Origin of the sequence: Chromatocurvus halotolerans, from assembly GCF_004340525.1 — a bacterium.
In the GTDB taxonomy this organism is placed as follows: Bacteria; Pseudomonadota; Gammaproteobacteria; order Pseudomonadales; family Halieaceae; genus Chromatocurvus; species Chromatocurvus halotolerans.
Genome location: NZ_SLWX01000005.1, coordinates 71,089 through 93,434 on the forward strand (window position 1 = coordinate 71,089; position 22,346 = coordinate 93,434).

General features: G+C 63.1%; 20 protein-coding genes. 11 read left to right on the forward strand and 9 right to left on the reverse strand.

What is annotated here, in order from left to right; genetic code table 11:
- Positions 1-11: 11 nt before the first annotated feature.
- Positions 12-1,436, forward strand: coding sequence for a M20/M25/M40 family metallo-hydrolase (locus tag EV688_RS07340; RefSeq protein ID WP_240624247.1), 1,425 nt, complete (start codon positions 12-14; stop codon positions 1,434-1,436).
- Here the strand turns inward: EV688_RS07340 and EV688_RS07345 are convergent.
- Positions 1,427-2,482 (reverse strand): cytochrome-c peroxidase, encoded by a 1,056-nt coding sequence (locus EV688_RS07345; protein WP_117315626.1) that lies wholly within the window; start codon positions 2,480-2,482, stop codon positions 1,427-1,429. The two genes, EV688_RS07340 and EV688_RS07345, sit on opposite strands and share 10 nt — an antisense overlap.
- A 241-nt stretch (positions 2,483-2,723) precedes the next feature.
- Here EV688_RS07345 and EV688_RS07350 point away from each other — a divergent pair, with 241 nt between their 5' ends.
- From EV688_RS07350 to EV688_RS07360, 3 genes are all read left to right on the forward strand, one after another.
- Positions 2,724-3,881, forward strand: a complete 1,158-nt coding sequence (locus EV688_RS07350) for an FG-GAP repeat domain-containing protein (protein WP_162883815.1) — start codon at positions 2,724-2,726, stop codon at positions 3,879-3,881.
- 37 nt (positions 3,882-3,918) lie between these two features.
- Positions 3,919-4,677 (forward strand): class I SAM-dependent methyltransferase, encoded by a 759-nt coding sequence (locus EV688_RS07355; protein WP_117315623.1) that lies wholly within the window; start codon positions 3,919-3,921, stop codon positions 4,675-4,677.
- 86 nt (positions 4,678-4,763) lie between these two features.
- Positions 4,764-5,465: a DUF2490 domain-containing protein gene (locus EV688_RS07360; protein WP_117315621.1), complete on the forward strand. Its 702-nt coding sequence runs from the start codon at positions 4,764-4,766 to the stop codon at positions 5,463-5,465.
- 64 nt (positions 5,466-5,529) lie between these two features.
- On the opposite strand, the gene EV688_RS07365 is transcribed toward EV688_RS07360, so the two are convergent.
- Positions 5,530-7,170 (reverse strand): M28 family metallopeptidase, encoded by a 1,641-nt coding sequence (locus tag EV688_RS07365; protein WP_162883814.1) that lies wholly within the window; start codon positions 7,168-7,170, stop codon positions 5,530-5,532.
- Between the two features lie 217 nt (positions 7,171-7,387).
- On the opposite strand from EV688_RS07365, the gene EV688_RS07370 reads away from it, so the two are divergent.
- The gene (locus tag EV688_RS07370; RefSeq protein ID WP_117315617.1) at positions 7,388-8,830 is read left to right on the forward strand and encodes an amidohydrolase; all 1,443 of its coding nucleotides are present in this window, start codon (positions 7,388-7,390) and stop codon (positions 8,828-8,830) included.
- A 33-nt stretch (positions 8,831-8,863) separates the two neighbouring features.
- The gene (locus EV688_RS07375; protein WP_117315615.1) at positions 8,864-9,361 is read left to right on the forward strand and encodes a beta-class carbonic anhydrase; all 498 of its coding nucleotides are present in this window, start codon (positions 8,864-8,866) and stop codon (positions 9,359-9,361) included.
- Between the two features lie 14 nt (positions 9,362-9,375).
- On the opposite strand, the gene EV688_RS07380 is transcribed toward EV688_RS07375, so the two are convergent.
- The gene (locus EV688_RS07380) at positions 9,376-10,278 is read right to left on the reverse strand and encodes a GGDEF domain-containing protein (protein ID WP_117315613.1); all 903 of its coding nucleotides are present in this window, start codon (positions 10,276-10,278) and stop codon (positions 9,376-9,378) included.
- A gap of 314 nt (positions 10,279-10,592) precedes the next feature.
- Between EV688_RS07380 and EV688_RS07385 the strand changes: the two genes are divergently transcribed.
- On the forward strand, positions 10,593-13,811 hold the full coding sequence (locus EV688_RS07385; protein WP_117315611.1) for a sensor domain-containing protein: 3,219 nt from the start codon (positions 10,593-10,595) through the stop codon (positions 13,809-13,811).
- Here EV688_RS07385 and EV688_RS07390 read toward each other — a convergent pair.
- The gene (locus tag EV688_RS07390) at positions 13,796-14,461 is read right to left on the reverse strand and encodes an energy-coupling factor ABC transporter permease (protein WP_117315609.1); all 666 of its coding nucleotides are present in this window, start codon (positions 14,459-14,461) and stop codon (positions 13,796-13,798) included. The two genes, EV688_RS07385 and EV688_RS07390, sit on opposite strands and share 16 nt — an antisense overlap.
- Positions 14,462-14,544: 83 nt before the next feature.
- The gene (locus EV688_RS07395; RefSeq protein ID WP_117315607.1) at positions 14,545-15,003 is read right to left on the reverse strand and encodes a hypothetical protein; all 459 of its coding nucleotides are present in this window, start codon (positions 15,001-15,003) and stop codon (positions 14,545-14,547) included.
- A gap of 201 nt (positions 15,004-15,204) precedes the next feature.
- Between EV688_RS07395 and EV688_RS07400 the strand changes: the two genes are divergently transcribed.
- The 4 genes from EV688_RS07400 to EV688_RS07415 all read left to right on the forward strand — a co-directional run bounded on the left by EV688_RS07400 (position 15,205) and on the right by EV688_RS07415 (position 20,127).
- Positions 15,205-15,759, forward strand: a complete 555-nt coding sequence (locus tag EV688_RS07400) for an NAD/FAD-utilizing enzyme (RefSeq protein WP_117315605.1) — start codon at positions 15,205-15,207, stop codon at positions 15,757-15,759.
- Positions 15,760-15,779: 20 nt separating this feature from the next.
- Positions 15,780-18,059 (forward strand): heavy metal translocating P-type ATPase, encoded by a 2,280-nt coding sequence (locus EV688_RS07405; protein ID WP_117315603.1) that lies wholly within the window; start codon positions 15,780-15,782, stop codon positions 18,057-18,059.
- Positions 18,060-18,124: 65 nt separating this feature from the next.
- Complete coding sequence (locus EV688_RS07410; protein ID WP_162883813.1) at positions 18,125-19,045, forward strand: cation diffusion facilitator family transporter; 921 nt, start codon at positions 18,125-18,127, stop codon at positions 19,043-19,045.
- 38 nt (positions 19,046-19,083) lie between these two features.
- Positions 19,084-20,127, forward strand: a complete 1,044-nt coding sequence (locus EV688_RS07415) for an NADP(H)-dependent aldo-keto reductase (protein ID WP_117315601.1) — start codon at positions 19,084-19,086, stop codon at positions 20,125-20,127.
- A gap of 34 nt (positions 20,128-20,161) precedes the next feature.
- Here EV688_RS07415 and EV688_RS07420 read toward each other — a convergent pair whose 3' ends face one another.
- The 4 genes from EV688_RS07420 to EV688_RS07435 are packed head-to-tail and all read right to left on the reverse strand — an operon-like array spanning position 20,162 to position 22,309.
- Positions 20,162-20,476 carry a hypothetical protein gene (locus tag EV688_RS07420; RefSeq protein ID WP_117315599.1) on the reverse strand — a complete coding sequence of 105 codons (315 nt, stop codon included), beginning with the start codon at positions 20,474-20,476 and terminating at the stop codon, positions 20,162-20,164.
- Between the two features lie 2 nt (positions 20,477-20,478).
- Positions 20,479-20,856 carry a PH domain-containing protein gene (locus EV688_RS07425; protein WP_205686514.1) on the reverse strand — a complete coding sequence of 126 codons (378 nt, stop codon included), beginning with the start codon at positions 20,854-20,856 and terminating at the stop codon, positions 20,479-20,481.
- 57 nt (positions 20,857-20,913) lie between these two features.
- Positions 20,914-21,345, reverse strand: a complete 432-nt coding sequence (locus EV688_RS07430) for an HIT family protein (RefSeq protein WP_240624246.1) — start codon at positions 21,343-21,345, stop codon at positions 20,914-20,916.
- A complete protein-coding gene (locus EV688_RS07435) occupies positions 21,338-22,309 on the reverse strand; it encodes a DHH family phosphoesterase (protein WP_117315596.1) in 972 nt (323 codons plus the stop codon). Before EV688_RS07435 ends, EV688_RS07430 begins: the two co-directional genes overlap by 8 nt.
- Between the last annotated feature and the right edge of the window lie 37 nt (positions 22,310-22,346).

Here is a 22,346-nt window from a genome sequence, read left to right on the forward strand (position 1 = left end):
GAGACATGCAGATGACTGGAAACCGACACCTGGCTGGCCGTTTTTTTACCCGCGGGCTCTTCCGCAGGATGTCACGGCAAACCGTTCTCGGCCTGCTGTTCGCCGCTGTCATACCGGCGCAGGCGCAGTCTCTCGACGATGAAGCCGTGGCCTGGCTGCAGGAATTCCTGTCCATAGACACCATCAATCCGCCGGGCAATGAATCCCGCGCGGTGGATTTCTATGCCGCCATCTTTGATGCCGAGGGCATCCCCTGGAATGCGGCGGAGAGTGCGCCGGGGCGCGGCAATATCTGGGCACGTCTTGAAGGCGGCGACGAGCCGGCGCTGATTCTCCTGCAGCATACCGATGTCGTCCCGGCAGACCCCAAGTACTGGAGCACCGACCCGCTGTCCGGCGAGATTCGCGAAGGCTATATCTGGGGGCGGGGGGCGCTGGACATGAAGGGACCCGGGATCACCCAGCTGGCGACCTTTCTCAGCCTGCATCGCGCCGGCAAGCCCCTCAACCGCGATGTCGTGTTTGTCGCCACCGCCGACGAGGAAGCCGGCGGGCTGTACGGTGCGGGATGGCTGCTGGAGAACCATCCGGAGGTCTTCGCCGATGCCGGATTGCTGCTGAACGAGGGCGGCAGCGGGCGGCTGACAGACAAGGGAGAAACCCTCTTCTCGGTTGAGCTCACGCAGAAGGTGCCGGTGTGGCTGCGCCTGACCGGGGTCGACGAGCCCGGCCACGGCTCCATGCCCTACCCCACCTCGTCGGTCACGCGCGTGGTTCAGGCGCTGGAACTGGTCCGCACCAACCCGTTGCCGCCGCGCATTATAGGACCGGTCGACGCCATGTTCCGCAGCCTGTCACAAAGTGCCGACGACGAGTGGGCAGCGGCCTACGCGGATATGGCATCCGCCATCGAGGAGCCCGGTTTCATGGCACGCCTGCAGGCGGAGTCCCCCGCGCTGCACGCGCTGACCCGCGATACCTGTTCGATCACCCGCATGTCCGCTTCGAACAAGATCAACGTGGTCCCGCCGGAGTCCTGGGGCGAGATCGACTGCCGCATTCTGCCCGACAAGCCGGTCGATACCTTCGTGGAGGAAATCGAGCAGCTGGTGGCGCCGAGCGGCGTGGCAGTGGAAGTCATCATGGCCTTTTCACCGGCAATCACCGGTACCGGTACCCGGCTTTACAGCGCCATTACGGACATCACGGCAGAGCGCCACCCCGGTTCCCGGGTCATGCCGTCGGTCTCCACCGGGTTCACCGACAGCCACTTCACCCGTGACGCCGGCATTGCGAGCTATGGCTTCACGCCGGCGATCATCCCCGAGTCAGAAATGGTGCGCATCCACGGCAACGATGAGCGCATCAGCGAAGCCGCCTTCCGCCGCGGGGTGGACGATCACCTGGCAATTGTGGAGGCTGTGGTCTACGACTGAGGCTCCATGGATTCTGGCTTCGGCGTGGTATCGGTGCTCGGTGGCAGCAGAGGGTACTGGATGTCCGGCACCTCGCCCGTCAGGGTTTTCAGGAAGGCGACAATGAAGCTGACATCCTCTTCGGACAGTTCAGTACCCAGCTGGCTGGTTCCCATCACCGCCACCGCGGCTTCCAGGCTCCAGACACCACCGGAGTGGAAGTATGGCGCGGTGAGCGCGATGTTCCGCAGCGGCGCTGCGCGGAACACGTACTCGTCAGACGCGGTGCGGGTCACCTCAAAGCGTCCCTTGTCACCGACCGGAAGAATGTCCGCCCCCGGCTTCTTGACCAGGCCGAAGGGGTAGTATCCCTGACCGCCAAGGTTCGTGCCGCCATGGCAGGCGGCGCAGCCCTTGTCGATGAACAGGGCGAGACCCTTTTTCTCGCTGTCGTCGAGTGCATCCTCATCGCCCTGCAGGTACCTGTCGAAGGACGCGCCCGGCGTGATCAGCGTGGCCTCGAAGGCTTCAATGGCCGTCGCCATGTTATCGAAGGTGACGGAATCGCTCTGGCCGGGAAAGACCTCCCGGAACCTTTCAACATAGTCCGGCATGCTGTTCAGTGTGGCGACCACACGCTCGGGCGTGCTGTTCATTTCAACTCCGGCCTGCACCGGGCCCTTTGCCTGCTCTGCAAGATCCGCCGCACGACCATCCCAGAACTGCGCGGCATTGAATACCGCGTTGAACACCGTCGGCGAGTTCCGCGGTCCCTTCTGCCAGCCATGACCAATCGACGTCTGCAGATAGTCGTGGCCGCCCATGCCCACGTTGTGGCAGGTATTGCAGCTGATGAGATGGCTTGAGGAGAGCCGCGGCTCGAAGAACAGCATCTTGCCCAACGCCACTTTTTCCTCGGTGATATCGTTGCCGTCAATGACGGGAGGAGACTGGGGCACTGCCTCGAACAGGCTTCTGGCGCGTTCAGCCAGATCATCCGCCAGCGTCTGTCCGGCGGTGAGGCCAAGCGCCAGCGCCAATGCAATACACAACGTTCCGTCTTTCATACAACTCTCTCTGCGTTTTCTTCGGGCAGCGTTCTGACAGGCTGCAAGTCAGTGGATTTCAATCATCCCACTCAGGCACCATAGCAGCTACGACGACATGGCCATTGATGTTGATCAAGCCAGACCACAGCCCCATGAGCGAGCCCCGCCTGTGAAGCCAGGCATTATCGTCGCACTCCTGTGCGCTACCCTTTGCGGGTGCTCGTCAGAGAGACATCCCCAGCGGTCCACAGCGCTTGAAGTGACCATAGCGCGGCTTGCGACAACCGCGGCGCCCGTGTGGTGGATGGGCAGCGACGATTTCGATCAGGATGGCAGTCAGGACATTCTGATTGCCGGTCACCGCGGTACGCAGGGCGCCCGACTTTTTTTCGGCGATCCCGCTGGCGACGCCGTGGCAGACAGCGGAAAACCCTCTCAGGGACTGCGGGTGCTGGACGTCGGTAACGACAGGCACGGCTGTGCCGTCGCAGACATCACCGGCGACGCGCGCCCCGACGTGTTCTGCGTATCGGGCGCAGGCAGGGGCAAGGGTAGCAACGCCAACGAATTCTGGAGGAATCTCGACGGCTATCGGTTTGAGCAGATTCGGGATCATGGTGCCGAGGACAGCGCGGCGCGTGGCAGGTACGCGCGCTTCTTCAACTTCGACGGACAGCACCCGCCCGAACTGCTGACCACGGTGTGGGGCGACAGAGTCGACGCGCTACCGAATCGCTCCCGCGTGTGGCGCTGGACGGGAACGCGTTTTCAGACCATCGACACCAGGCTGGGCCACCGCCAGGGGGGGCGCTGTATCACGGTGTACGACATCAACCGCAACGGACTCGATGATATCCTGACCTGCGGCGAAACGCTGGGGTTCTCGATCTACATGAATACCGGAACGCTCGACTTCCAGGAGCATTCACTCGGAGGTCCAGCGCTGGCAAACACCTGGTGGTGGGACCTTGCGCTGGCGCCGGGGAAAGCCGGCAAGCCGTCACACATCGCCTTCATCGTCGAGCCCATCGGGCAGCAGAGAATCCATATCGGCACACTCTCTGACACACTGGGCCTGTCCGCCAACGGATACCTTCCCTGTAGCTTCGAAAGTGGCATGGCCGACAGTGATGTCTACTGCGCGCGCGTGCTCTGGCACGATGTCAACGCGGACGGTGCGCCGGACCTCTACGTGGCCCGCCGCTCGGATCGGGAAACGGTTTCACCGCTGGGTGACGTGGACGATCTGATCATTCTGGGGCCGGCATACGATACCTGGCTGCCGGTGACCCGCAGCGAACTCGGCGCGAGCACGGAAGCCGTCAGCGTCGATGGGGCCATTGTCAGGCTAACGGCGGGGGATGACTGGCCCGGGGCTATCGATACGATTCGCGTGATCAGGCGCACCGGCCTATGAAAGTCGCGTCGTCGCACAACGCCTGCAGGGGGGGCCGATGCGCAATGCCATAAGCCGAAGGCTTGCCAGCATCCAGCCGGGCCAGCTGCGTTTCAGGCGCCACCCCTGCCCGCTTTGCAGACAGACGCGCCTGTTCGTCAGGCTGGCCAACGACGAGACCGGCGTCCGCTGCCTGCACTGCCGGGCAACGCCGGTGACCCTGTCGCTGGTGAGCGTGCTGCTCGAGAGTCAGCCGGACCTCGCGCAGAAGTCGGTCTACGAGCTTTCCAGCAGGGGTGCCCTGTTTGCCTTCCTGCAGCGCAACGCCGGCTCTGTCACCGGCTCTGAATACTTCGCGGACCTGGCACCCGGCGCCTGGCAGGGGTCGATTCAATGCCAGGATGTCCAGGCCCTGACCCACCCCAGTGGCAGCTTCGATATCTGCACATCGACCGAAGTGTTTGAACACGTGCCGGACGACCATCGCGGATTTGCCGAGGTCTGTCGCGTGCTGAGGCCCGGGGGGCGCCTTGTCTTCACCGTGCCGATAGACGTGCACGGCCGCACCATCGAGCGCGCCAGACTCTCCGCGGGCGGCGATATCGAGCATCTGCTGACGCCGGAATATCACGGTGATCCCGTCGGCAACGCCGGTCGCATCCTGGCGTTCCGCAACTACGGCGCTGACATTGTCGATCGACTGCTTGCCTCGGGCTTTGACAGTGCCGACCTGCGAATGCCGGATCACCCCGCGCCCTGGAATTACGGACGCGCGGTTGTCGTTGCCTGTAAAGCCGCCCGGACGGGCAAAGCCTGAACGGAACGTCGCCGTCAAGCGCGACAGCAATCCCCTGGTTCTCTACACTCCGCAGTTTTGCCAGAAGAGGCTGAGGAGCTGTTGTCATGCTGTCCATTGCGAAGCCATGCATTGCCGGGTATCTGTTGCTGCTGCTGGCGAGCCCGGCACTGGCCACCGTCGATGAAGATGAAGTCGGCGCGTGGTACATGTACATGTGGAATCACGATCGCAGCGACAGCCGTTTTGGTCTGCAGGGCGATGTCCAGTACCGGAACTGGGATCTGCTCGGCGACATGGAGCAGCTGCTGATCCGCGGTGGACTTACCTGGCGCCCAGAAAACACCCCGGTAAAGCTGACCTTTGGCGCGGCCAACATTACCACGGGTGAGTATGGCAGCCGCAGCAGGAACACCACGGAGAACCGGCTCTATCAGGAGGCCCTGATTCCTCATCGACTCGGATCGCGGCTGCAGGTCACGCACAGGCTGCGCCTGGAGCAGCGTGATGTGGAGGGCCAGAGCACCCGCAACCGCTTCCGGTATTTTCTCGCACTCAACTACCCGCTGAACCAGGACACCCTCGGCCGCGGAGCGATCTATCTCAGTGTCTACAACGAGATTTTCCTGAACCTGGAGAAGGACATCGGCAATGGTCGTCGGGTGGATACCTATGACCGCAACCGGGTCTACGCCGCGATTGGCTATGGAGTGTCCGACAGCATCCGACTGCAGTTCGGTGTCATGCGCCAGGACACCGATCCCTGGGCGAAGAACCAGCTACAGCTGAATCTCTTTCACAACTTCTGAAGGGCTGCCCGCGGGCAGGGCACGTCCGGGGGCCAGCGCTATCGCCGGCTCCCGGGCCGGTTTATCAGTGCTTGCCGAAAGTCTGCCCGAAAAAGCTGTCCGGGAGCCATTGCGGCCGCTCGGGGTCATTGGCAATCAGCGAACCGATGCGGTAATTCACGTAGGCCAGTCGTCCGGCTGCCGGCCAGTACAGCGGCTGATCGAGATCGTCGCTCGGAAGGTGATAGCGCTTCGCGCGGAACGCCTTGACGATGGCCTCACCGTCGCCGCCGTCACGCAGCTTGACGCCACCCTTCAGATAGACCGCAGGTATCCCGGCGCGCACAAAGGGATACTGATCGCTGCGCACGAACACCACCTCTTCCGGCGCCGGATCCGGTGTCAGCACTATATCGGCCTGCGCGACGGCACGCTCCGTGACATCGCCCAGCGTGGAGTGCTCTATGCCGATCGGAATCACGTCGGTGACGTCGCCGATGATTACCGGCATGTCCATGTTCACGTTGGCGACAATGCCGTCGGCGGGAACGGTAGGCGTGTTGGCGTAGTGGTAGGCCCCCAGCAGGCCTTTTTCCTCGGCGGTCAGCGCCACAAACAGGAACGATCGGGCGAAGGATTCCGGGCTGTCGGCGAGAAGTCTCGCCGTTTCCAGCATGGTCGCGGTGCCCATGGCGTTATCCTGGACGCCGTTGTACAGGGTGTCGCCGTTCACCGGGGCGCCGAAGCCAACGTGATCCAGGTGCGCGGTCATCACGATATGCTCCTGCGACAGTGCCGGGTCGCTGCCCGGCAGCCGCGCGACCACGTTGCTGCTTTCCAGCCGGTCCAGCGTGGCACGGGTTGACAGCGTTGCCTCTCCCGCCAGATCGAATGACACGAGTTCACCCGCCTCCAGCATCGCGAACACCTCAGCCGCGGTATACGGCGAGCCGGCAAAGACGCGCTCGGCGATGCCGACACTGGCACTCACGCGCACGCGCAGCCCGGGGAAATCGTCAGCCGGCCGGCCATCGGCGTCGAGACGCCGCATGAAGGGTCGCTTCCAGTTGGGTGCATCGAGCGACCACGGCCGTTTCGCCTCCCGCTCCGGATCCCCCAGCGTGATCATGCCAACCGCGCCACGCTCCTCCAGGGCGCGCCACTTCTCGATGCGGTGTGCATAGTAGGCGCGCTCGGCGTCCGGAAACGACGCCGGGGCACTGTTCAGCACAACCGCGATCTTGCCCGCGACATCGACACCGGCAAAATCGTCGTGATCGTGATGCGGCGCCGCCACAGCCTGACCCACGAACACCATGGGCGCACTGATGGATTCCTCCCCTGTGCTGAAATTCACCGCCGGCAGGTACTCATCCTCAAAGACGAATTCCAGCGCCTCGTCGCCCCGCGTGATCGCAAAGCGGGCGCCTTCTCTGTCGCGCACGCCGCGAATCAGTGGCACGCTCTGGAAATAGCTGCCGTCATCGCCCGCGGGCTCGAGTCCGATCAGCCGGTACTGCGTGGCAACATAGAGTGCAGCGAGATCGAAACCGCGGGTGCCCGCCTCGCGACCCTCGAGCAGGTCATCGCCGAGAAAGCGCACGTCGGCCTCGATGTTGGCGGCAGAGCCGGCCAGCACGGCGTCCGGTATCTGGGCGCCCGCCGGGGGCTGCATAAACAGCGCTGCGCCGGCAAGGACGCCGGCAGTCAGGGTGGATCGAATCATACGGTTCTCCTGTGGGAAGCGGCGGCCAGACGCGCCCGGCGCCGGCCTGAATGTCAGAGTATACCTCTGCTGCCATGGCGTCAGGGCAACGGCGATATCCCCATTGCAAGTTCGGCCGGGTTTGCGCCCGGCGAGGCTAGGGGACACTGCCATTGGTGTTCCTCGCGCTGTTCGGGTAGCGTTACCTTCCACCTCCAAAGACATCAGGACCGAGATCATGAACCCGACTCTGCTACGCCTGCTGCTTCCATTACTGCTACTTGTTCCCGCCCTGTCGGGCGCTGCCGTGGACAATCCGCGCAAGGCTGCGGTCGTCGCCGCCGTGGATGCCCACCGCGATGAACTGACGGCTCTGAGCGATGAGATCTGGCGCCACGCGGAAATTGCCTTCCGCGAAACGCAATCCGCCGATGCGCTGGTTGCGCACGCCGAGGAAAACGGGTTCCGGGTAAGCCGTGGCACGGGCGAGATACCGACCGCCTTTGTCGCCGAGTACGGCAGCGGCAAACCCGTTATCGGCATCATGGGCGAGTTCGACGCCCTGCCCGGCCTGTCCCAGGACACGGTGCCCACCCGGTCGCCGCTGGCCCAGGGAGAACCCGGCCACGGCTGTGGACACAATGTCTTCGGCGCCGCTTCACTGGGTGCCGCAATCGCCATCAAGGAACAGATCGAAGCCGGTGAGCTCAGCGGCACCATCCGTTACTACGGCACACCGGCGGAAGAGAAATTCTTCGGCAAGCTGTGGATGATCCGGGCCGGGGCCTTCGATGACGTCGACGTCATGATGGACTGGCACCCGGCCGACAAGCTGGAAGCGTCGGTGCAGAGCAGCCAGGCCCTGGTGGATTTTCTCGTGGAGTTTGACGGGCAATCGGCACACGCCGCCGCCGACCCCTGGAACGGGCGCTCGGCCGGCGACGCCCTTGAACTGTATGCGCATGGCATCAATGCCTACCGCGAACACATCCGGCCCACCGTGCGGATCCACTACCACATCATGGACGCCGGCAAGGTGGTGAACGTGGTACCCGACTACGCGAAGATCTGGGTACGCGTGCGCGATCGCAGTCGCGAGGGCATGACGCCGGTCTACGAGCGGGTGCAGGCAATGGCCGAGGGCGCTGCCATCCTGGCCAACGTGGAGCACAAGGTATCGCTCATCTCGGGCGTCCACGAGCTGCTGCCGAATCGCACCGGTGGTGCGGCGCTGCAGGCGAACCTCGAGGCGCTGGGCAGCATCAGTTACTCGGAAGAGGAACTCGCCTTCGCCCGCACACTTCAGGCGTCTACCGGGAAGCCGCAGGTGGGCATGGATGCCGAGGTCAACCCGCTGCGCGAGACCGAAGAGGACCCGCCCGGCGGATCCACGGATGTTGGCGACGTCAGCTACGTGGTGCCGACCATCAGCCTGGCGGCGCCGATTGCGCCGAGTGGCGTGCCCTGGCATTCCTGGGCCGTCGTGGCCTCCGGCGGCATGTCGCTGGGACACAAGGGACTGGTGCATGCCGCAAAGGCTCTGGCCATGACCATGGTGGACCTGTTCGAGGATCCCCGGCTGGTTGAGCAGATCAAGACGGAGTTTGCCGAGCGCAAGGGCGACTATACTTACCAGGGCATTCTGCCGCCGGGGCCACCGCCACTGGACTTCGAGCAGTAATCCGGACCAAAACCATCCGTCAGGAGCAATCCCATGTCAGCAACCGATGAGTTTCTCAGCAATAACCAGCGCTATACCGAGCACTTCGACAAGGGCGACAAGCCCATGCCGCCCGGCAAGCAGATCGCCGTGGTCGCCTGCATGGACGCCCGTATCGAAACCGGTCGTCTGCTGGGGCTGGAGGAAGGGGATGCCCACGTCATCCGCAACGCCGGCGGCGTCGTGACCGACGACGTCATTCGCTCCCTGGCAATTTCCCAGCGACTGCTGGGCACGCGGGAAATCATGCTGATTCACCACACCGACTGCGGCATGCTCACCTTCAATGATGATGCCGTGAAGGCGCAGATGGAGGAAGACACCGGCCTGCGCCCTCACTTCGCGCTGGAAGCGTTCAAGGACCCGGCAGAGGATGTCCGACAGTCCATGCGACGCATACAGCACAGCCCTTTCGTGCCGCACAAGGACGCGGTGCGCGGTTTCGTGTATCACGTCGAGAGCGGTGAACTGGAGGAGATCAGAGCCGAGTAGGAAAACTCCCGGGGTCAGGCATCGCCGTGGTCAAGAGCGACCACGCGATTGCGCCCGGCATTCTTGGCCTCGTAGAGCGCCTTGTCCGCTCGCCTTAGGCCGTCGTCGATGCTCTCCCCGGCACGTATTTCCGCCAGACCGATCGATACGGTCAGGGTAATCCGGCTTGACCCCTCGACTACAGGCTCTGCACAGGCGCTCCGGCGCAGACGCTCTGCCACTTTCCCGGCCTCGACCAGCCCCGTGTCCGGAAGCATCACCAGGAATTCCTCACCGCCGTAGCGATACGCCCGGTCACGCGGGCGCAGACAGGCTTCAAATCGCTCCGCCAGCACTTCGAGCACGGTATCTCCGAAAGCGTGGCCATGGTCGTCGTTGACCCGCTTGAAGTGATCCGCGTCCACCATCGCGACGCTTAAGGACCGTCCGGTCCGTCTTGACTGGGCATGCTCTCGCTCAAGATCCCGCTCCATGGCGGAGCGGTTCAGCAATCCGGTAAGTTCGTCAACGTGGGTCAGCGATACCGTGATCGCATTGTCCAGGCGATCCAGAGCCACATCCAGACGCTGCAAGGCTGCCGTCAGGTCAAGGAAGGCCGCCTGATCCAGTCGACCTCTGGCTGCCGCCTCCAGCGCCACCCCGGCCTGCTGCAACACGTCGCCATGTCGCGTCACCATGGCCGCGTACAGGTGGTGGCGGGAAACCACAGAGGTCACTTCGGGCGCAACAACGGGCAGCATATCCAGACCGTGCAGCAGATCACCGACGCTTGCACGGCCATCGCCCTGCTCCGGGAACTGCAGGCGCAGGAACAGCTCGAGGCGACTCGCCCTGTGCTGCGCGAGTGCCTTGCGGAACGCGGAACGCAACACACGCAGAACATCGCCCTCCTCGTCTCGAATAACAGAATCGATCATGGGTGGTGTGTCTCCGGGTATCGTCTTGGCGAGACAGGGGCAGCGCGGCAAAACTCCGGGGAATCCGGAAAAGGGCAATGACACCGAAATGCCATGGCGATGGCATGGGCATCGCCTGCGGGGCTTGAATAGCAACTTGGATACAGCACACCATCATGACATCGATACCCCGGGGTAGAAAGCCACGTTCACGGGCAAAGCGTGCCCCCGTTCACAGTCCGCGGCATCGCCCACGCGCGGCGGGCTACCTGAAACCGTTGCAATGGACCTGTGGCGCGAAGGGTTATTCGCGATAGGATAGCGCCTACCCGGACATGCAAACCTGCGGGCTGACGCAACACCGGAGAGAGAGGATTCAACAACGTGGCTCGGCAGCAACCTTTGAAACCGCGCAGCTCATGCTGGACTACGCCCCGGTTGCCGTCTACTGGACGCGTGCTGACGGGGGTCTCGCCTGGATCAACCGCAGCGCCTGCGACATGCTGGGCTATACCCGGGCCGAACTGCTGGCACTGACTATCTTTACGGTCGACGCTGACATGACCCCACAGTACTGGGTCAGCTACTGGACCGAACTCAATACCCGGGAAAGCGTCTCGCTGGAGCGGCGCCATCGGCGACGCGATGGCTCGTTGTTTCCCGTGGAGGTCAGCATCCGCCATCTTGAACTGCGCGGCGAGCCATTGCACTTCTCCTTTGTCAGGGATCTCACAGAGCAGAAATCCGCGGCGCGCCTGCAAAGGAATCGTGAACAGTACATGACTGCGCTGTTCAGGGAGAGTCCAATGCCGCAGCTGATTGTCGACCCGGACACGCTGCAGATCGTCGATGCCAATCTGTCGGCCGCGGCATTTTACGGCTACGAGCCACTCACCGGTGTCAGCCTGTCGGCGATCAATGCTCTCTCCGGCGACGACACCCGGACCGAACTTGATGCGGCCGGTGACAGTCATTTTTCCCGCTTCCGCCATCGTCTCGCCTGCGGCGAAACGCGGGACGTTCACGTCCACTCGGGTTTCATCGACCACAGTGGTCAGACGCTGCTTCACCTGAGCGTCGAGGACATGACGCCACTCTATGCCTTCCAGCATGAGCTGGAGGTATATCGCGATCAGCTGGAACGTCTGCCGGTGGGCGTTTTCCGCGCAACACCCGGCGCTGACGGCGTCTTCGTCAGCGCCAATGAAGCGCTTTGCGAGATGCTGGAGCTTGCGTCGAAAGCCGCACTGGTGGGCAGGAAACTGCGTGATTTCCACCCGAGCGCGAACGGACACGGCGACCTGAATGACCTGGTCATGAAAAACGGGGATGTCCGCCGGGTCGAGCGTGAAATGCTGACGGCGACAGGACAGCGGATCTGCGTGGAATTGTCCGGGCGCCGAATCAAGACCGCATCGGGCAGTGTCTTTATTGAGGGCGCCATTCGCGACATCAGCGCAAGGAAACGCGCGGAAAGAGAGCGTGAAGCTGCCTTCGCGCGACTGCATGCCGCACTGCAGGCGGCCCCCATCCCAATCATGCTGCACCGGGAAGATGGCACCATTGAGGAGGTCAACACGGTCTGGTGCAACCTGACCGGTTACCGCCGGGAGGAGCTGCAAACCCTTGCCGACTGGACGCGACTGGCCTTCGGGGACCGCAGCGACAAGGTTCTGAACCATATCCGGCGGCTGTACGGCAGGCGCGAGCGCACCGATGAAGGCGACTATGTGGTCCGCTGCCGTGATGGTTCCCTGCGCACCTGGGCGTTTTATTCCGCAACCCTCGATGCACCGGAGCGCGCTGATGGACTGATGATATCCACGGCCATCGACATCACGGAGGAACGTGCGAAACAGCGGGAGGCCCGACAGGCCGAAGCCATTCTGCAAAGCGCCGCCGAGGGCATCACGATCACCGGGCCGGATCGCAGGATCGAGCGCGTGAATCCGTCGTTCACTCGCATAACCGGATACTCGCCGGCGGAGGTTGTCGGCCAGAACCCAAGCATATTGTCATCCGGCCAGCAGGATGCCGCCTTCTACGACGCGATGTGGGCACAGATTGATCGCAGCGGACACTGGCAGGGCGAGATCTGGAACCGGCGCAAGAACGGTGAAGTCTATCCGGAATGGCTTTCCATATCGGCCATCCTCGACCCAAAGGGCAGGCTGGTCAATTATGCGGCCGTCTTCACTGACCTCACCGAGCTCAAGCGCTTTCAGTCCACCCTGCAGCGCCTGCAGCGCTTCGATCCACTTACCGGGCTGGCGAACAAGGAAAGCCTCATCGACAGCATTGAAGACGCCATCGCGTCAGCGAGCGCGGATAACCGGGAAATGGCGCTGCTGGTCTGCGGCCTGGACCGCTTTCACCGGATCAACGAAACCTTCGGTCACCAGACCGGCGACAGTCTCCTGAAAAAAGTTGCCGAAATGATGAAACGCATCGCCGGCGACGACGCCGAAGTTGCCCGACTGGGCGGCGATCACTTCGCCCTGCTCGCCCCGAACAGCATCAACGATACGGCATTGAGCGACCTGCTGCTCAGATTGCGCAGGGTGACGGCACAGGCGTTCGAGATCGACGAGGGCAAACCCGTCAACGTCAGCTTCAGCACTGGCGTCGCGCGCTACCCCGCAGACGCCCTGTCGGCGGTGGATCTGCTGCGCAGCGCGGAAACCGCCATGTTCCAGGCAAAGCGCGAGAATCCGGGATTCCACGCGTTCTTCGATGGCACCACGACCAGGACCGCACAGAAGCGGCTGCTGCTGGAGATCGACCTGCGAAGGGCAATCGACAACGAGCAGCTTGAGGTCTATTTCCAGCCCGTGGTTTCCCTGCGCGACAATCACATCATTGGCGCCGAAGGCCTGGCGCGCTGGCAGCACCCGGAACTGGGTCCGGTGTCTCCGGAAGTCTTCATATCGATTGCCGAGGAATCCGGTCTGATCCGGCCCTTGACGGAGACGCTGCTGGACAAGGCAGCACGGGCGATGAGCGACCTTTCACGGCGCTTCGACACCCCGCTGCGCCTCGCTTTCAATATCTCGGCGACGCAGCTCAATCAGGCGCACTTCGTCGAGGAGACACTGCGGGCGCTGGACGCGGCAGGGCTTGCACCTGAGGCCTTCGAGCTCGAGCTCACAGAGAGCACGCTCATGCAGAGGGTGGGAGAGGCTCCCAGGATTCTGGAAAAACTGCGTGAACGTGGGGTATCGATCTCCATCGACGATTTCGGTACCGGCTTCTCGTCACTGGCCTACCTGCAGGAGATCAGGGCGCAGACGCTGAAGATCGACAAACGGTTCATCACCGACTGCACCAGCAACCAGGCTAGTGCGCAGCTGGTGCGCTCCATCATCGCCATGGGCCACGCGCTGGATATGCAGCTTATTGCCGAGGGTGTAGAGACTGCGGAACAGCGGGACCTGCTTGCCTCCCTCGGCTGTGAGTACTACCAGGGCTATCTTTTCAGCAAGCCACTGCCGATAGCGGCGTTCGAGGCCTTGCTCGTGCACACCCGCATGAGCGACGCTCACTCCCCGAAATAGAAATTTTCATCCAGCGTCTTCATCCACGAAGGGTAGAACACGGCGAGCGCCGACACACACATGCCGTTGACAAAGCCCTCGGAGAACATGATCAGGAACAGAACCGGAAACACCTCCAGCGCACGCGCGGTCCAGGCGCCGAGGCCCACTGCACTGAAAAGACAGAGTGCAAGAACGGCGTCAACAAGCACGACCAGGGCGCCGCCCGCAAACCCGGCACCGAGGATAAAAACAAAGGGATTGCGCAGCTCCGACCGGTACAGACAGCGACCGACGGCCCAGGTAACGGCAGCGGGCGCGCCAACGGTAAAGAACCAGGCGGGTGCAAAACCGGCGAGGGACAGGTCCGAAATAACCAGGTAGACCAGCAGGACAACGGTTCCCGCCAACGTTGCCAGACTCCAGCCCAGCATCAGCGTCAGCGTGGTCATGCCGAGGAGGTGAAACACGAGATCCTCGATACCGCGCACGTTCATCAACCAGAGGAACAGGCAGGCAACGCTGCCCCCGGCCACCAGGTGCACACGGGACGGCGCCTCTTTCAGTGCGACCCAGGGGACGTACCAGGCAGCGCAGGCCAGCCACAGCAGCATGACCAGCAGCGTGAGCAGGGGCAGCCACGAGGGAAGTAACGCAGGATCAATGTACAAGATGTGATCTTCCGGGCTTCTGAAGTCCAGAGTCTAGCGGACTGGTAGCCTGAGCGTCGGCAGCCAGCCCGCAAACCATGGCGCTAAACGTCCACAACCCGATTGACCTGGTGGGCCAGCCGCATCGCCTCGTGCTGCTCGAGCGCCAGCAGCTCCTTGATCAGGTCGCGCAGATCCGGCGTATCCGCGCGACCGAGCAGATAACGGTAGAGACCAATCAGCTGCGTATGCACCGCAAAAATGGTGGCGCTGATTTCCTCGACGTCAGACTCACCGTGTGCGTCTGCGTCGAGATTGTCGATATGCACCGGATTTTCTGTCACGTAATCGTAGACCCACGTTCCCAGTGACCCCTGGTCGGCGCGCCCCTCGTACTCGGCCACCATTTTTTCCAGCGCTGCCTCATGGTCGGCGAGATAACGCATCAACAGCTCGGACCGTGTGCGCGACTGCTGATCGGCACTCTGGCGCAGCCGGCGAGCCAGAAGCCCATGTGTGTCGCGTGTCCAGTTGACCAGATCATCGACCGTTTCCGCTTTCATGCGATAACTCCTCATTTGGCGCAGGGCCGCTCACTGTCGCGAAGACGCCGCGAAAGGTCAAATACCGCGCTGTGTTGTGTATCGCTCCACACATTGGTCGCAATACCCGCGGCCTTGTAGACACATACCGCCTTCTTTATGCTGTTGCATGGACGTTGCAGCGAACACACACCCTTCTCCACCACAGAAAAGGAGCCGTGTATGAAGCGACACTACTTCATTGGCGAAAACCTGGAAGACCTTGAGGCCGTTCAGCGCGAGCTCCAGGAACAGGGAATCACGCTGCCCCAGATACACGTTCTCAGTAACAGTGATGCAGAGCTCGAAAAGCATCATCTGCATCCGGTCGCCGAGGTCATGAAGTCCGACGTTATCAATAGCGGGCTGTGGGGGCTGGGGATCGGCATCGGTGGCGCCCTGCTGGTCATCATCGTGACGCTTGCCATGGGCTGGGCCGAAACGGTTGGCTGGACGCCATTCATGTTTCTGGCCCTTGTAGTGCTGGGCTTCTGCGCCTGGGAAGGTGGCTTTCTCGGGTTTCAGGAAAAGAACCGTCGCTTCAAGCGCTTCGATGAGACCATCCGCAATAACCGGCATGTCCTGCTGGTGGACATCAGCGACGATCAGGAAAGCGCCCTGGACGACGTCATCGGACGTCATCCCCATCTCGCGCCGGCGGGCGAGGGTGAACCGGCCCCGGGCTGGGTGATCGTCGGCGAAAACCAGCTCAGGGAGTTGATTCGCCGGGGCCCCTGACACCGGCCCGCCAGATAACCATGACCAGCAACCAGACCCTCGGCACCGCCGCTGACACCCGCCTTGCCATCGAGGGAATGCACTGTGCGTCCTGTGTCGGCCGTGTGGAAAAGGCACTCCTGTCCGTCCCCGGGACGCGAAACGCCTGGGTCAATCTGGCCACCGGGACAGCAACGGTGGAAGGCCACGCCAGCCCTGGCGATCTGATCGAGGCCCTCGGGAACGCGGGCTATCCGGCGAGTTCCCGGGATCAGGCACGCGGTCAGGACGATGAGCAGCTCAGACAGCGACTGGACAGTGAACGCCAGACTCTTGGCCGCGACACCGCACTGGCGGCCGTATTGACGCTGCCGGTTTTCCTGATCGAGATGACGTCGCACCTGTTGCCCGGGTTTCAGCAAACCGTACAACAGACCGTTGGCCAGCAGTGGAGCTGGTATCTGCAGTTTGTGCTGACCGCCCTGGTGCTCGTGTTTCCCGGCCGCAGGTTCTATCGCATCGGCATACCGGCGCTTGTGCGGCTGGCACCCGATATGAATTCACTGGTGGCGCTGGGAACGCTGGCAGCCTTCGGATACTCAGTCATTGCCACTTTCGTGCCGTCGCTGCTACCCGAAGGTACCATCAACGTGTATTACGAGGCGGCCGCGGTGATCGTGACGCTGATTCTGCTGGGCCGCTATCTCGAGGCGCGCGCGCGGGGGCGCACATCGCAGGCCATCACGCGACTGTTGTCGCTGCAGACGCGCACCGCGCGGGTCCGGCGCAACGGGTCCAGCGAGGATATTCCGATCGAGGCGGTGGCCACGGGCGACCTGATCGAGGTGCGGCCCGGCGAGCGGATTCCGGTGGATGGTGACGTCACCGAGGGCGAAAGCTACGTCGACGAATCCATGATCAGCGGCGAGCCGGTGCCGGTGAGGAAGTCGACAGGCAGCGAGGTGGTCGGCGGGACGGTAAACCAGACCGGCGCGTTCACCTTTCGCGCAACCGCCGTCGGCAGCGATACCGTTCTGGCGCGGATCATCGATATGGTGGAGCAGGCGCAGGGTGCCAAGCTGCCCATCCAGGCACTGGTTGATCGCGTCACCCTCTGGTTTGTCCCCGCCGTCATGGCCGCGGCTGGCATCACGTTTCTGGCCTGGCTGTTCATGGGTCCGGAACCCGCCCTGACCTTTGCGCTGGTAAGTGCGGTATCTGTACTCATTATCGCCTGCCCCTGTGCGATGGGCCTGGCAACACCAACTTCCATCATGGTGGCAAGCGGCAAGGGCGCGGAGCTCGGCATCCTGTTCCGCCGCGGCGATGCCCTGCAGCAACTGCGGAACTGCCGGGTCGTGGCGCTGGACAAGACCGGCACGCTCACAGAGGGCCGGCCTGTGCTGACCGACCTGGTGCTCGCCGCAGGTCATGAGAGAAGCCAGGTGCTGGGAATGGCCGCCGCCGCCGAAGCCCGCTCGGAGCATCCGCTGGCCCGCGCCATCGCAGAGGCCGCCAGTGAGGAAGCGGTGTCGATGCCCGAAAGCCGCGGGTTTTCGGCGCAGGCGGGTCTCGGCGTTGAGGCCAGCGTGGACGGGAAGACCGTGCTGGTCGGCAGCGCCGATTACATGCTGCGCAGTGGCATCGGGATTGACGGCGTCGCCGGGGACGCCCGTCGGCTCGAAAGCCGGGCGCGATCGCCGGTGTATGTGGCGATCGATGGCGTCATCGCAGCACTTCTCGCGGTGGATGACCCGATCCGGGAGACCACTCCCCGGGCAATCAGGGCACTGCGCCACCTGGGTGTGAAGGTGGCAATGATTACCGGCGACAACCGCGTCACGGCCGAGGCCATCGCCCATGAGCTGGGCATCGACGACGTCATTGCCGGCGTCATGCCGGACGGCAAGGTCGACGCCGTTCGCCAGCTCAGGCATGCCCACGGCAGCCTCGCGTTCGTCGGCGACGGTATCAACGATGCGCCCGCACTGGCAGAAGCCGATATCGGCATTGCGATCGGCACCGGCACCGACATCGCCATCGAAGCTGCTGACGTGGTGCTCATGTCCGGAGATCTGAACGGCGTCGCCACTGCGACAGCCCTGTCTCAGGCAACCCTGCGCAACATCCACCAGAACCTGTTCTGGGCCTTCGCCTACAACACCCTGCTGATACCGCTTGCTGCCGGCGCGCTCTACCCCGCCACGGGACTGCTGCTGTCGCCGGTCTTTGCCGCCGGCGCCATGGCGCTTTCCAGCGTGTTTGTTCTCGTCAATGCGCTGCGACTGCGTCGGTTCCAGCCAGTGCATGGCAGCGGATAACGGGATCTCAATACCATGCCATCAATGGCATAATGACGGACGCTCCGACAGGCAAGCCTTCCCGCATGGCCGACACACCTCTGCACCCCAGTGATGCCGCGCGCCTCATGCGACTCGCGACAAATGCGTCTGTGGCGGTCGCCATTACGCTCATTCTGGCGAAAGCGGTCGCCTATGCGCAGACCGGCTCCATGAGCATCCTGGCTTCGCTGATCGACTCGATCATGGATTCCGGCGCCTCACTGCTCAACCTGTTCGCCGTGCGCTACGCGCTGGCGCCGGCCGACCGCAAGCACCGCTTTGGTCACGGCAAGGCCGAGTCCATCTCGGCGCTCGCGCAGAGCACGCTGATCATCGCCTCGGGCATCTACCTGCTGATCGAGGCCGGCAAGCGACTGCGCGCGCCGCAGGAACTGCCGACGCTGGAAATCGGTATCGCGGTCATGCTGTTCACCATTGTTGCCACTCTGGCGCTGCTGGCGCTGCAGCACTACGTCATACGCCGCACACAGTCCGCCGCCATCCGCGCCGACGCACTGCATTACCGCACAGACCTGCTGACCAACAGCGCGGTCATTCTGGCGCTGATACTCGCGCACTGGGGCTGGTCGGGCATGGATCCGCTGTTTGCCTGCGGCATCGCCGTCTACATTCTGCTCACCGCGCGTCACATCATGAGCGATGCCCTCAACGAACTGCTCGATCGCGAGCTGCCCGAGGCCCGGCGCCAGTTGATACGCGACACGGCAAACCGCCACGCCGGTGTGCACGGTATCCACGACCTGCGCACCCGGAGCTCCGGACGGGTGGACTTTATTGAACTGCACCTCGAGCTTGACGGCGACCTGTCGCTGCGTCAGGCACACCGCATCGCCGATGAGGTGATTGCCGCCATCAAGGTCGAGATACCCGGCGCGGACGTCGTGATTCACCAGGATCCTGCCGGGCTGCGCGAGATCCGCCAGGAAGAAACCCTCGCGGACTGACCGCGCGATTCCACCAACGGCAACGAGGACGTCAACAGATGCAATACCGGAAACTGGGCAACACGGATATCGATGTCAGCGTGATCTGCCTCGGAACCATGACCTATGGCCAGCAGAACAGCGCTGAAGACGCGGCAGCGCAGCTGGATTACGCCCTGTCACGCGGCGTGAATTTCATCGACACGGCGGAAATGTATCCGGTGCCCCCGCGCGCCGACACCCAGGGTGAAACCGAGCGCTTTATCGGTCAGTGGCTGGCGCGCAGCGGCAGGCGCAACGACATTGTGCTGGCAACCAAGGTTGCCGGACGGGGTGACGGCAACGCGGGCGTGGATCATCTCCGTGGTGGACCGCGCCTCGACCGCGCGCAGATACACCAGGCCATCGACGACTCCCTCAGCCGACTGCAGACGGACCATGTCGATCTGTATCAGGTGCACTGGCCGGAGCGCGCGACCAATTTTTTCGGGCGCCTGGGCTATCTGCATCGTGACGATGACGGCATCGCTATCGAGGAAACCCTGTCGGCACTGGGCGAACTGGTACAGGCCGGTAAAGTCCGGCATGTCGGGATTTCCAATGAAACACCCTGGGGTGTTCTCGAGTACCTGCGCCTTGCCCGCGAAAAGAATCTGCCGCGCATTGTCAGTATCCAGAACCCCTACAATCTCCTCAACCGCGCGTTTGAAGTGGGTCTGGCGGAAATCGCCATACGGGAGCAGGTCGGCCTGCTGGCCTATTCGCCACTGGCCTTTGGCATGCTCAGCGGCAAGTACCTGGACGGCGCGCTGCCGGCCGACTCGCGGCTGGCGCTGTTCGAGCGCTTCTCACGCTATGGATCGCCGGAGGCAGAAGCCGCCACGGCCGCCTACGTTGCGCTTGCCCGGGAGCATGGGCTGGATCCGGCGCAGATGGCGCTGGCCTTCGTCAACTCCCGGCAGTTCACCACGGCAAACATCATCGGCGCCACCACTGCGGACCAGCTGCGTGCCAATATCGACAGTATTGACCTGACCCTGGAGAAACCGCTGCTGAAAGCGCTGGAGGCGCTGCACCGGCAATACTGCATACCCGCCCCCTGAAGCTGAAGCACCTGCGGGAAGATCGTCAGCGCCGTCAGAAGACCCAGGCGATCAGCAGCCAGAAAATGGCGAAGAACAGGAAAAAGCCGCCAAGCATGAACTGCAGTTCACCGAGCAGTCCATCACCGGCGGCGATGGCAAAGACGATAAAAAGAATCGCCGTGGTGAAAAACGCGATAACGGCGGCATCGCGCAGACCGAGCCCGGGCTCGAGCTGCGTCGCGACGATATCGCCCAGCATGGGCAGCATGAACAGCGCACCCAGACCAACGAGCGCGACCAGCGACACCAGCACCACCGCCAGTCGTCGCGACTCGGCCCTGTCCCTGTTGTCAGATTCACCGACCATGGTCAGGCTCCGTTCTGTCCCATCTTGATCAGCTCGCGGATGCGATTGGGATCCGGCATCCCCTTGGCCACGATCTCGGGATTGTCCCCCGCAGTGTAGATCGACACTGTTCCCACGCCGAAAATGCGATTGAAAAACGACTGCTTGACCCGCACCGTGCGCACAATGCTGATATTGACCTCGGAGCGCTCCTTGCTGAGCAGCCCTTTCTCGAACAGGATCTCGTTTTCGAACACCGTGAGCTTGGATGACTTGGTCTGCAGGTACCACCACAGCAGGATAAGAACGCCAACCGCAACCGGAATCAGCAGAACGGCCAGGATGAAGCCCAGGGGATTGTTCTTGAACATGGCGGGGTGTTCTGCGTACAGCTCTTTCACGCTGCGGTCCTCGTGTTGTGTGTGAAGTTCGTTGCGGTTGAACGCGGGTAGCCGGGCTCAGCCCGAACCATCGAGTACCTTGGCAGTTTCCAGCATTTGCCGCAATGTTTGCAACGCCTCATCGCTGTACACCCGCCCCGGACCGGGACGTCCCCAGACCGGATCGGGCCAGCAGAAATCATCCGGGCGCCTGCCGAGCACATGCAGATGCAACTGCGGCACCACGTTGCCCAGAGCCCCGAGGTTGACCTTGGGATAACCCAGCGGCCCCTTGAGTACCCGGGACAGGCCGGCAGCCGTCTGCAGCAGTGCGTTGCGCGCCGCGGCGGGCATGTCCAACAGATCGCTGCAGTCACTATCCGGCACCAGCAGAAACCAGTGCAGCGCCGCCTCCCGGGACAGCAACAGCCAGGCATCGCCGCTGCGCCCCAGCCTGTGGCAATCCTCGGCAAGGCGCGGATGCAGCGCCACGGCTGCCAGCTCAGGCATCGGCATCCCGGTAGAAAGCGGCGAAGGCATCGACAAAGGCGGGAAGCTGATCCGTCGCCAGATTGTTGATCCCCGCCGCTGCTGCGCGACCGCCGCCCGTTGGATAGCGACGGCAGAACACGTCGGCGCCGACGCGATGGGACAGCGGCGCGCGCACGCTGACCAACAGCCCACCGCCGGGCTTTTCCGTTACCACGGCATGGGCCCGAGCCGGATGCTCGTTCGCCAGCGCATTGCCATAGACGCCGCTGACGCGGCGCGCCCATGGCGCATCAGGCAGCACGTAGACCGCGGCGACGTCATCGGCATGCTCGGCCTGTATCGACCGCGCGGCCGCCAGATCCTCATGATAACCACCCTCAAGTTTCTCGAACGTGTCCCGGTTATCGCGCATGAAGGCCTGCGGATCCGGGTAGGGCAGCAATTCCCGGTAGAGATCGCCGGGATGGAAATGCAGCTCCGCCAGATCCGAGCCGTAGCCATTGTAATTGATGTAGATGCCGAGATTTTCCAGTCGCTTCAGATCCTCCGCCGACAGACCGAGGGGACGGGCCAGCCGCTGTGCGCTCTCGCGCAGGTTATCGCCAAAGGTGCCGACAACAGCCCAGGCGCGCCCGGCGCCCGCCAGGTGGCCATTCACCAGCAGGCTGGTGCAGACAGTGGACTCGGTATTGATGTGAGTTTCCAGGGCAGTGCTGACGGGAATGTCGCCGGCGTAGTGATGGTCGCAGTACCACACCGAGGCACCGGCCTCGAGCAGGCGGCAAAGCGCTTCGCGGTTCTTGTCCAGCGACACGTCAAGAACGCAGACGCGGTCGCCGGCGGCGGCGCTGACACGATCCAGCAGTGCGATGTCGCGCTTGACCCCGGTGACCAGTGTGGCGTCGCGCGGCTCGGCCTGGCGCAGCTGCAGAAGCGCACAGATACCATCCGCATCGCCATTGAACACATCAAAATCGGCCATAAGCCACCTCGTGGAAGATTGCCTGTCCCCACCGCAA

Excerpts from the sequence above, each read along its gene's own strand:
- EV688_RS07340 (WP_240624247.1), top strand. The coding sequence starts at position 12 with ATGACTGGAAACCGACACCTGGCTGGCCGTTTTTTTACCCGCGGGCTC.
- EV688_RS07345 (WP_117315626.1), bottom strand. The coding sequence starts at position 2,482 with ATGAAAGACGGAACGTTGTGTATTGCATTGGCGCTGGCGCTTGGCCTC.
- EV688_RS07355 (WP_117315623.1), top strand. The coding sequence starts at position 3,919 with ATGCGCAATGCCATAAGCCGAAGGCTTGCCAGCATCCAGCCGGGCCAG.
- EV688_RS07360 (WP_117315621.1), top strand. The coding sequence starts at position 4,764 with ATGCTGTCCATTGCGAAGCCATGCATTGCCGGGTATCTGTTGCTGCTG.
- EV688_RS07365 (WP_162883814.1), bottom strand. The coding sequence starts at position 7,170 with ATGATTCGATCCACCCTGACTGCCGGCGTCCTTGCCGGCGCAGCGCTG.
- EV688_RS07370 (WP_117315617.1), top strand. The coding sequence starts at position 7,388 with ATGAACCCGACTCTGCTACGCCTGCTGCTTCCATTACTGCTACTTGTT.
- EV688_RS07375 (WP_117315615.1), top strand. The coding sequence starts at position 8,864 with ATGTCAGCAACCGATGAGTTTCTCAGCAATAACCAGCGCTATACCGAG.
- EV688_RS07380 (WP_117315613.1), bottom strand. The coding sequence starts at position 10,278 with ATGATCGATTCTGTTATTCGAGACGAGGAGGGCGATGTTCTGCGTGTG.
- EV688_RS07385 (WP_117315611.1), top strand. The coding sequence starts at position 10,593 with ATGCAAACCTGCGGGCTGACGCAACACCGGAGAGAGAGGATTCAACAA.
- EV688_RS07395 (WP_117315607.1), bottom strand. The coding sequence starts at position 15,003 with ATGAAAGCGGAAACGGTCGATGATCTGGTCAACTGGACACGCGACACA.
- EV688_RS07400 (WP_117315605.1), top strand. The coding sequence starts at position 15,205 with ATGAAGCGACACTACTTCATTGGCGAAAACCTGGAAGACCTTGAGGCC.
- EV688_RS07405 (WP_117315603.1), top strand. The coding sequence starts at position 15,780 with ATGACCAGCAACCAGACCCTCGGCACCGCCGCTGACACCCGCCTTGCC.
- EV688_RS07410 (WP_162883813.1), top strand. The coding sequence starts at position 18,125 with ATGGCCGACACACCTCTGCACCCCAGTGATGCCGCGCGCCTCATGCGA.
- EV688_RS07415 (WP_117315601.1), top strand. The coding sequence starts at position 19,084 with ATGCAATACCGGAAACTGGGCAACACGGATATCGATGTCAGCGTGATC.
- EV688_RS07420 (WP_117315599.1), bottom strand. The coding sequence starts at position 20,476 with ATGGTCGGTGAATCTGACAACAGGGACAGGGCCGAGTCGCGACGACTG.
- EV688_RS07430 (WP_240624246.1), bottom strand. The coding sequence starts at position 21,345 with ATGCCTGAGCTGGCAGCCGTGGCGCTGCATCCGCGCCTTGCCGAGGAT.
- EV688_RS07435 (WP_117315596.1), bottom strand. The coding sequence starts at position 22,309 with ATGGCCGATTTTGATGTGTTCAATGGCGATGCGGATGGTATCTGTGCG.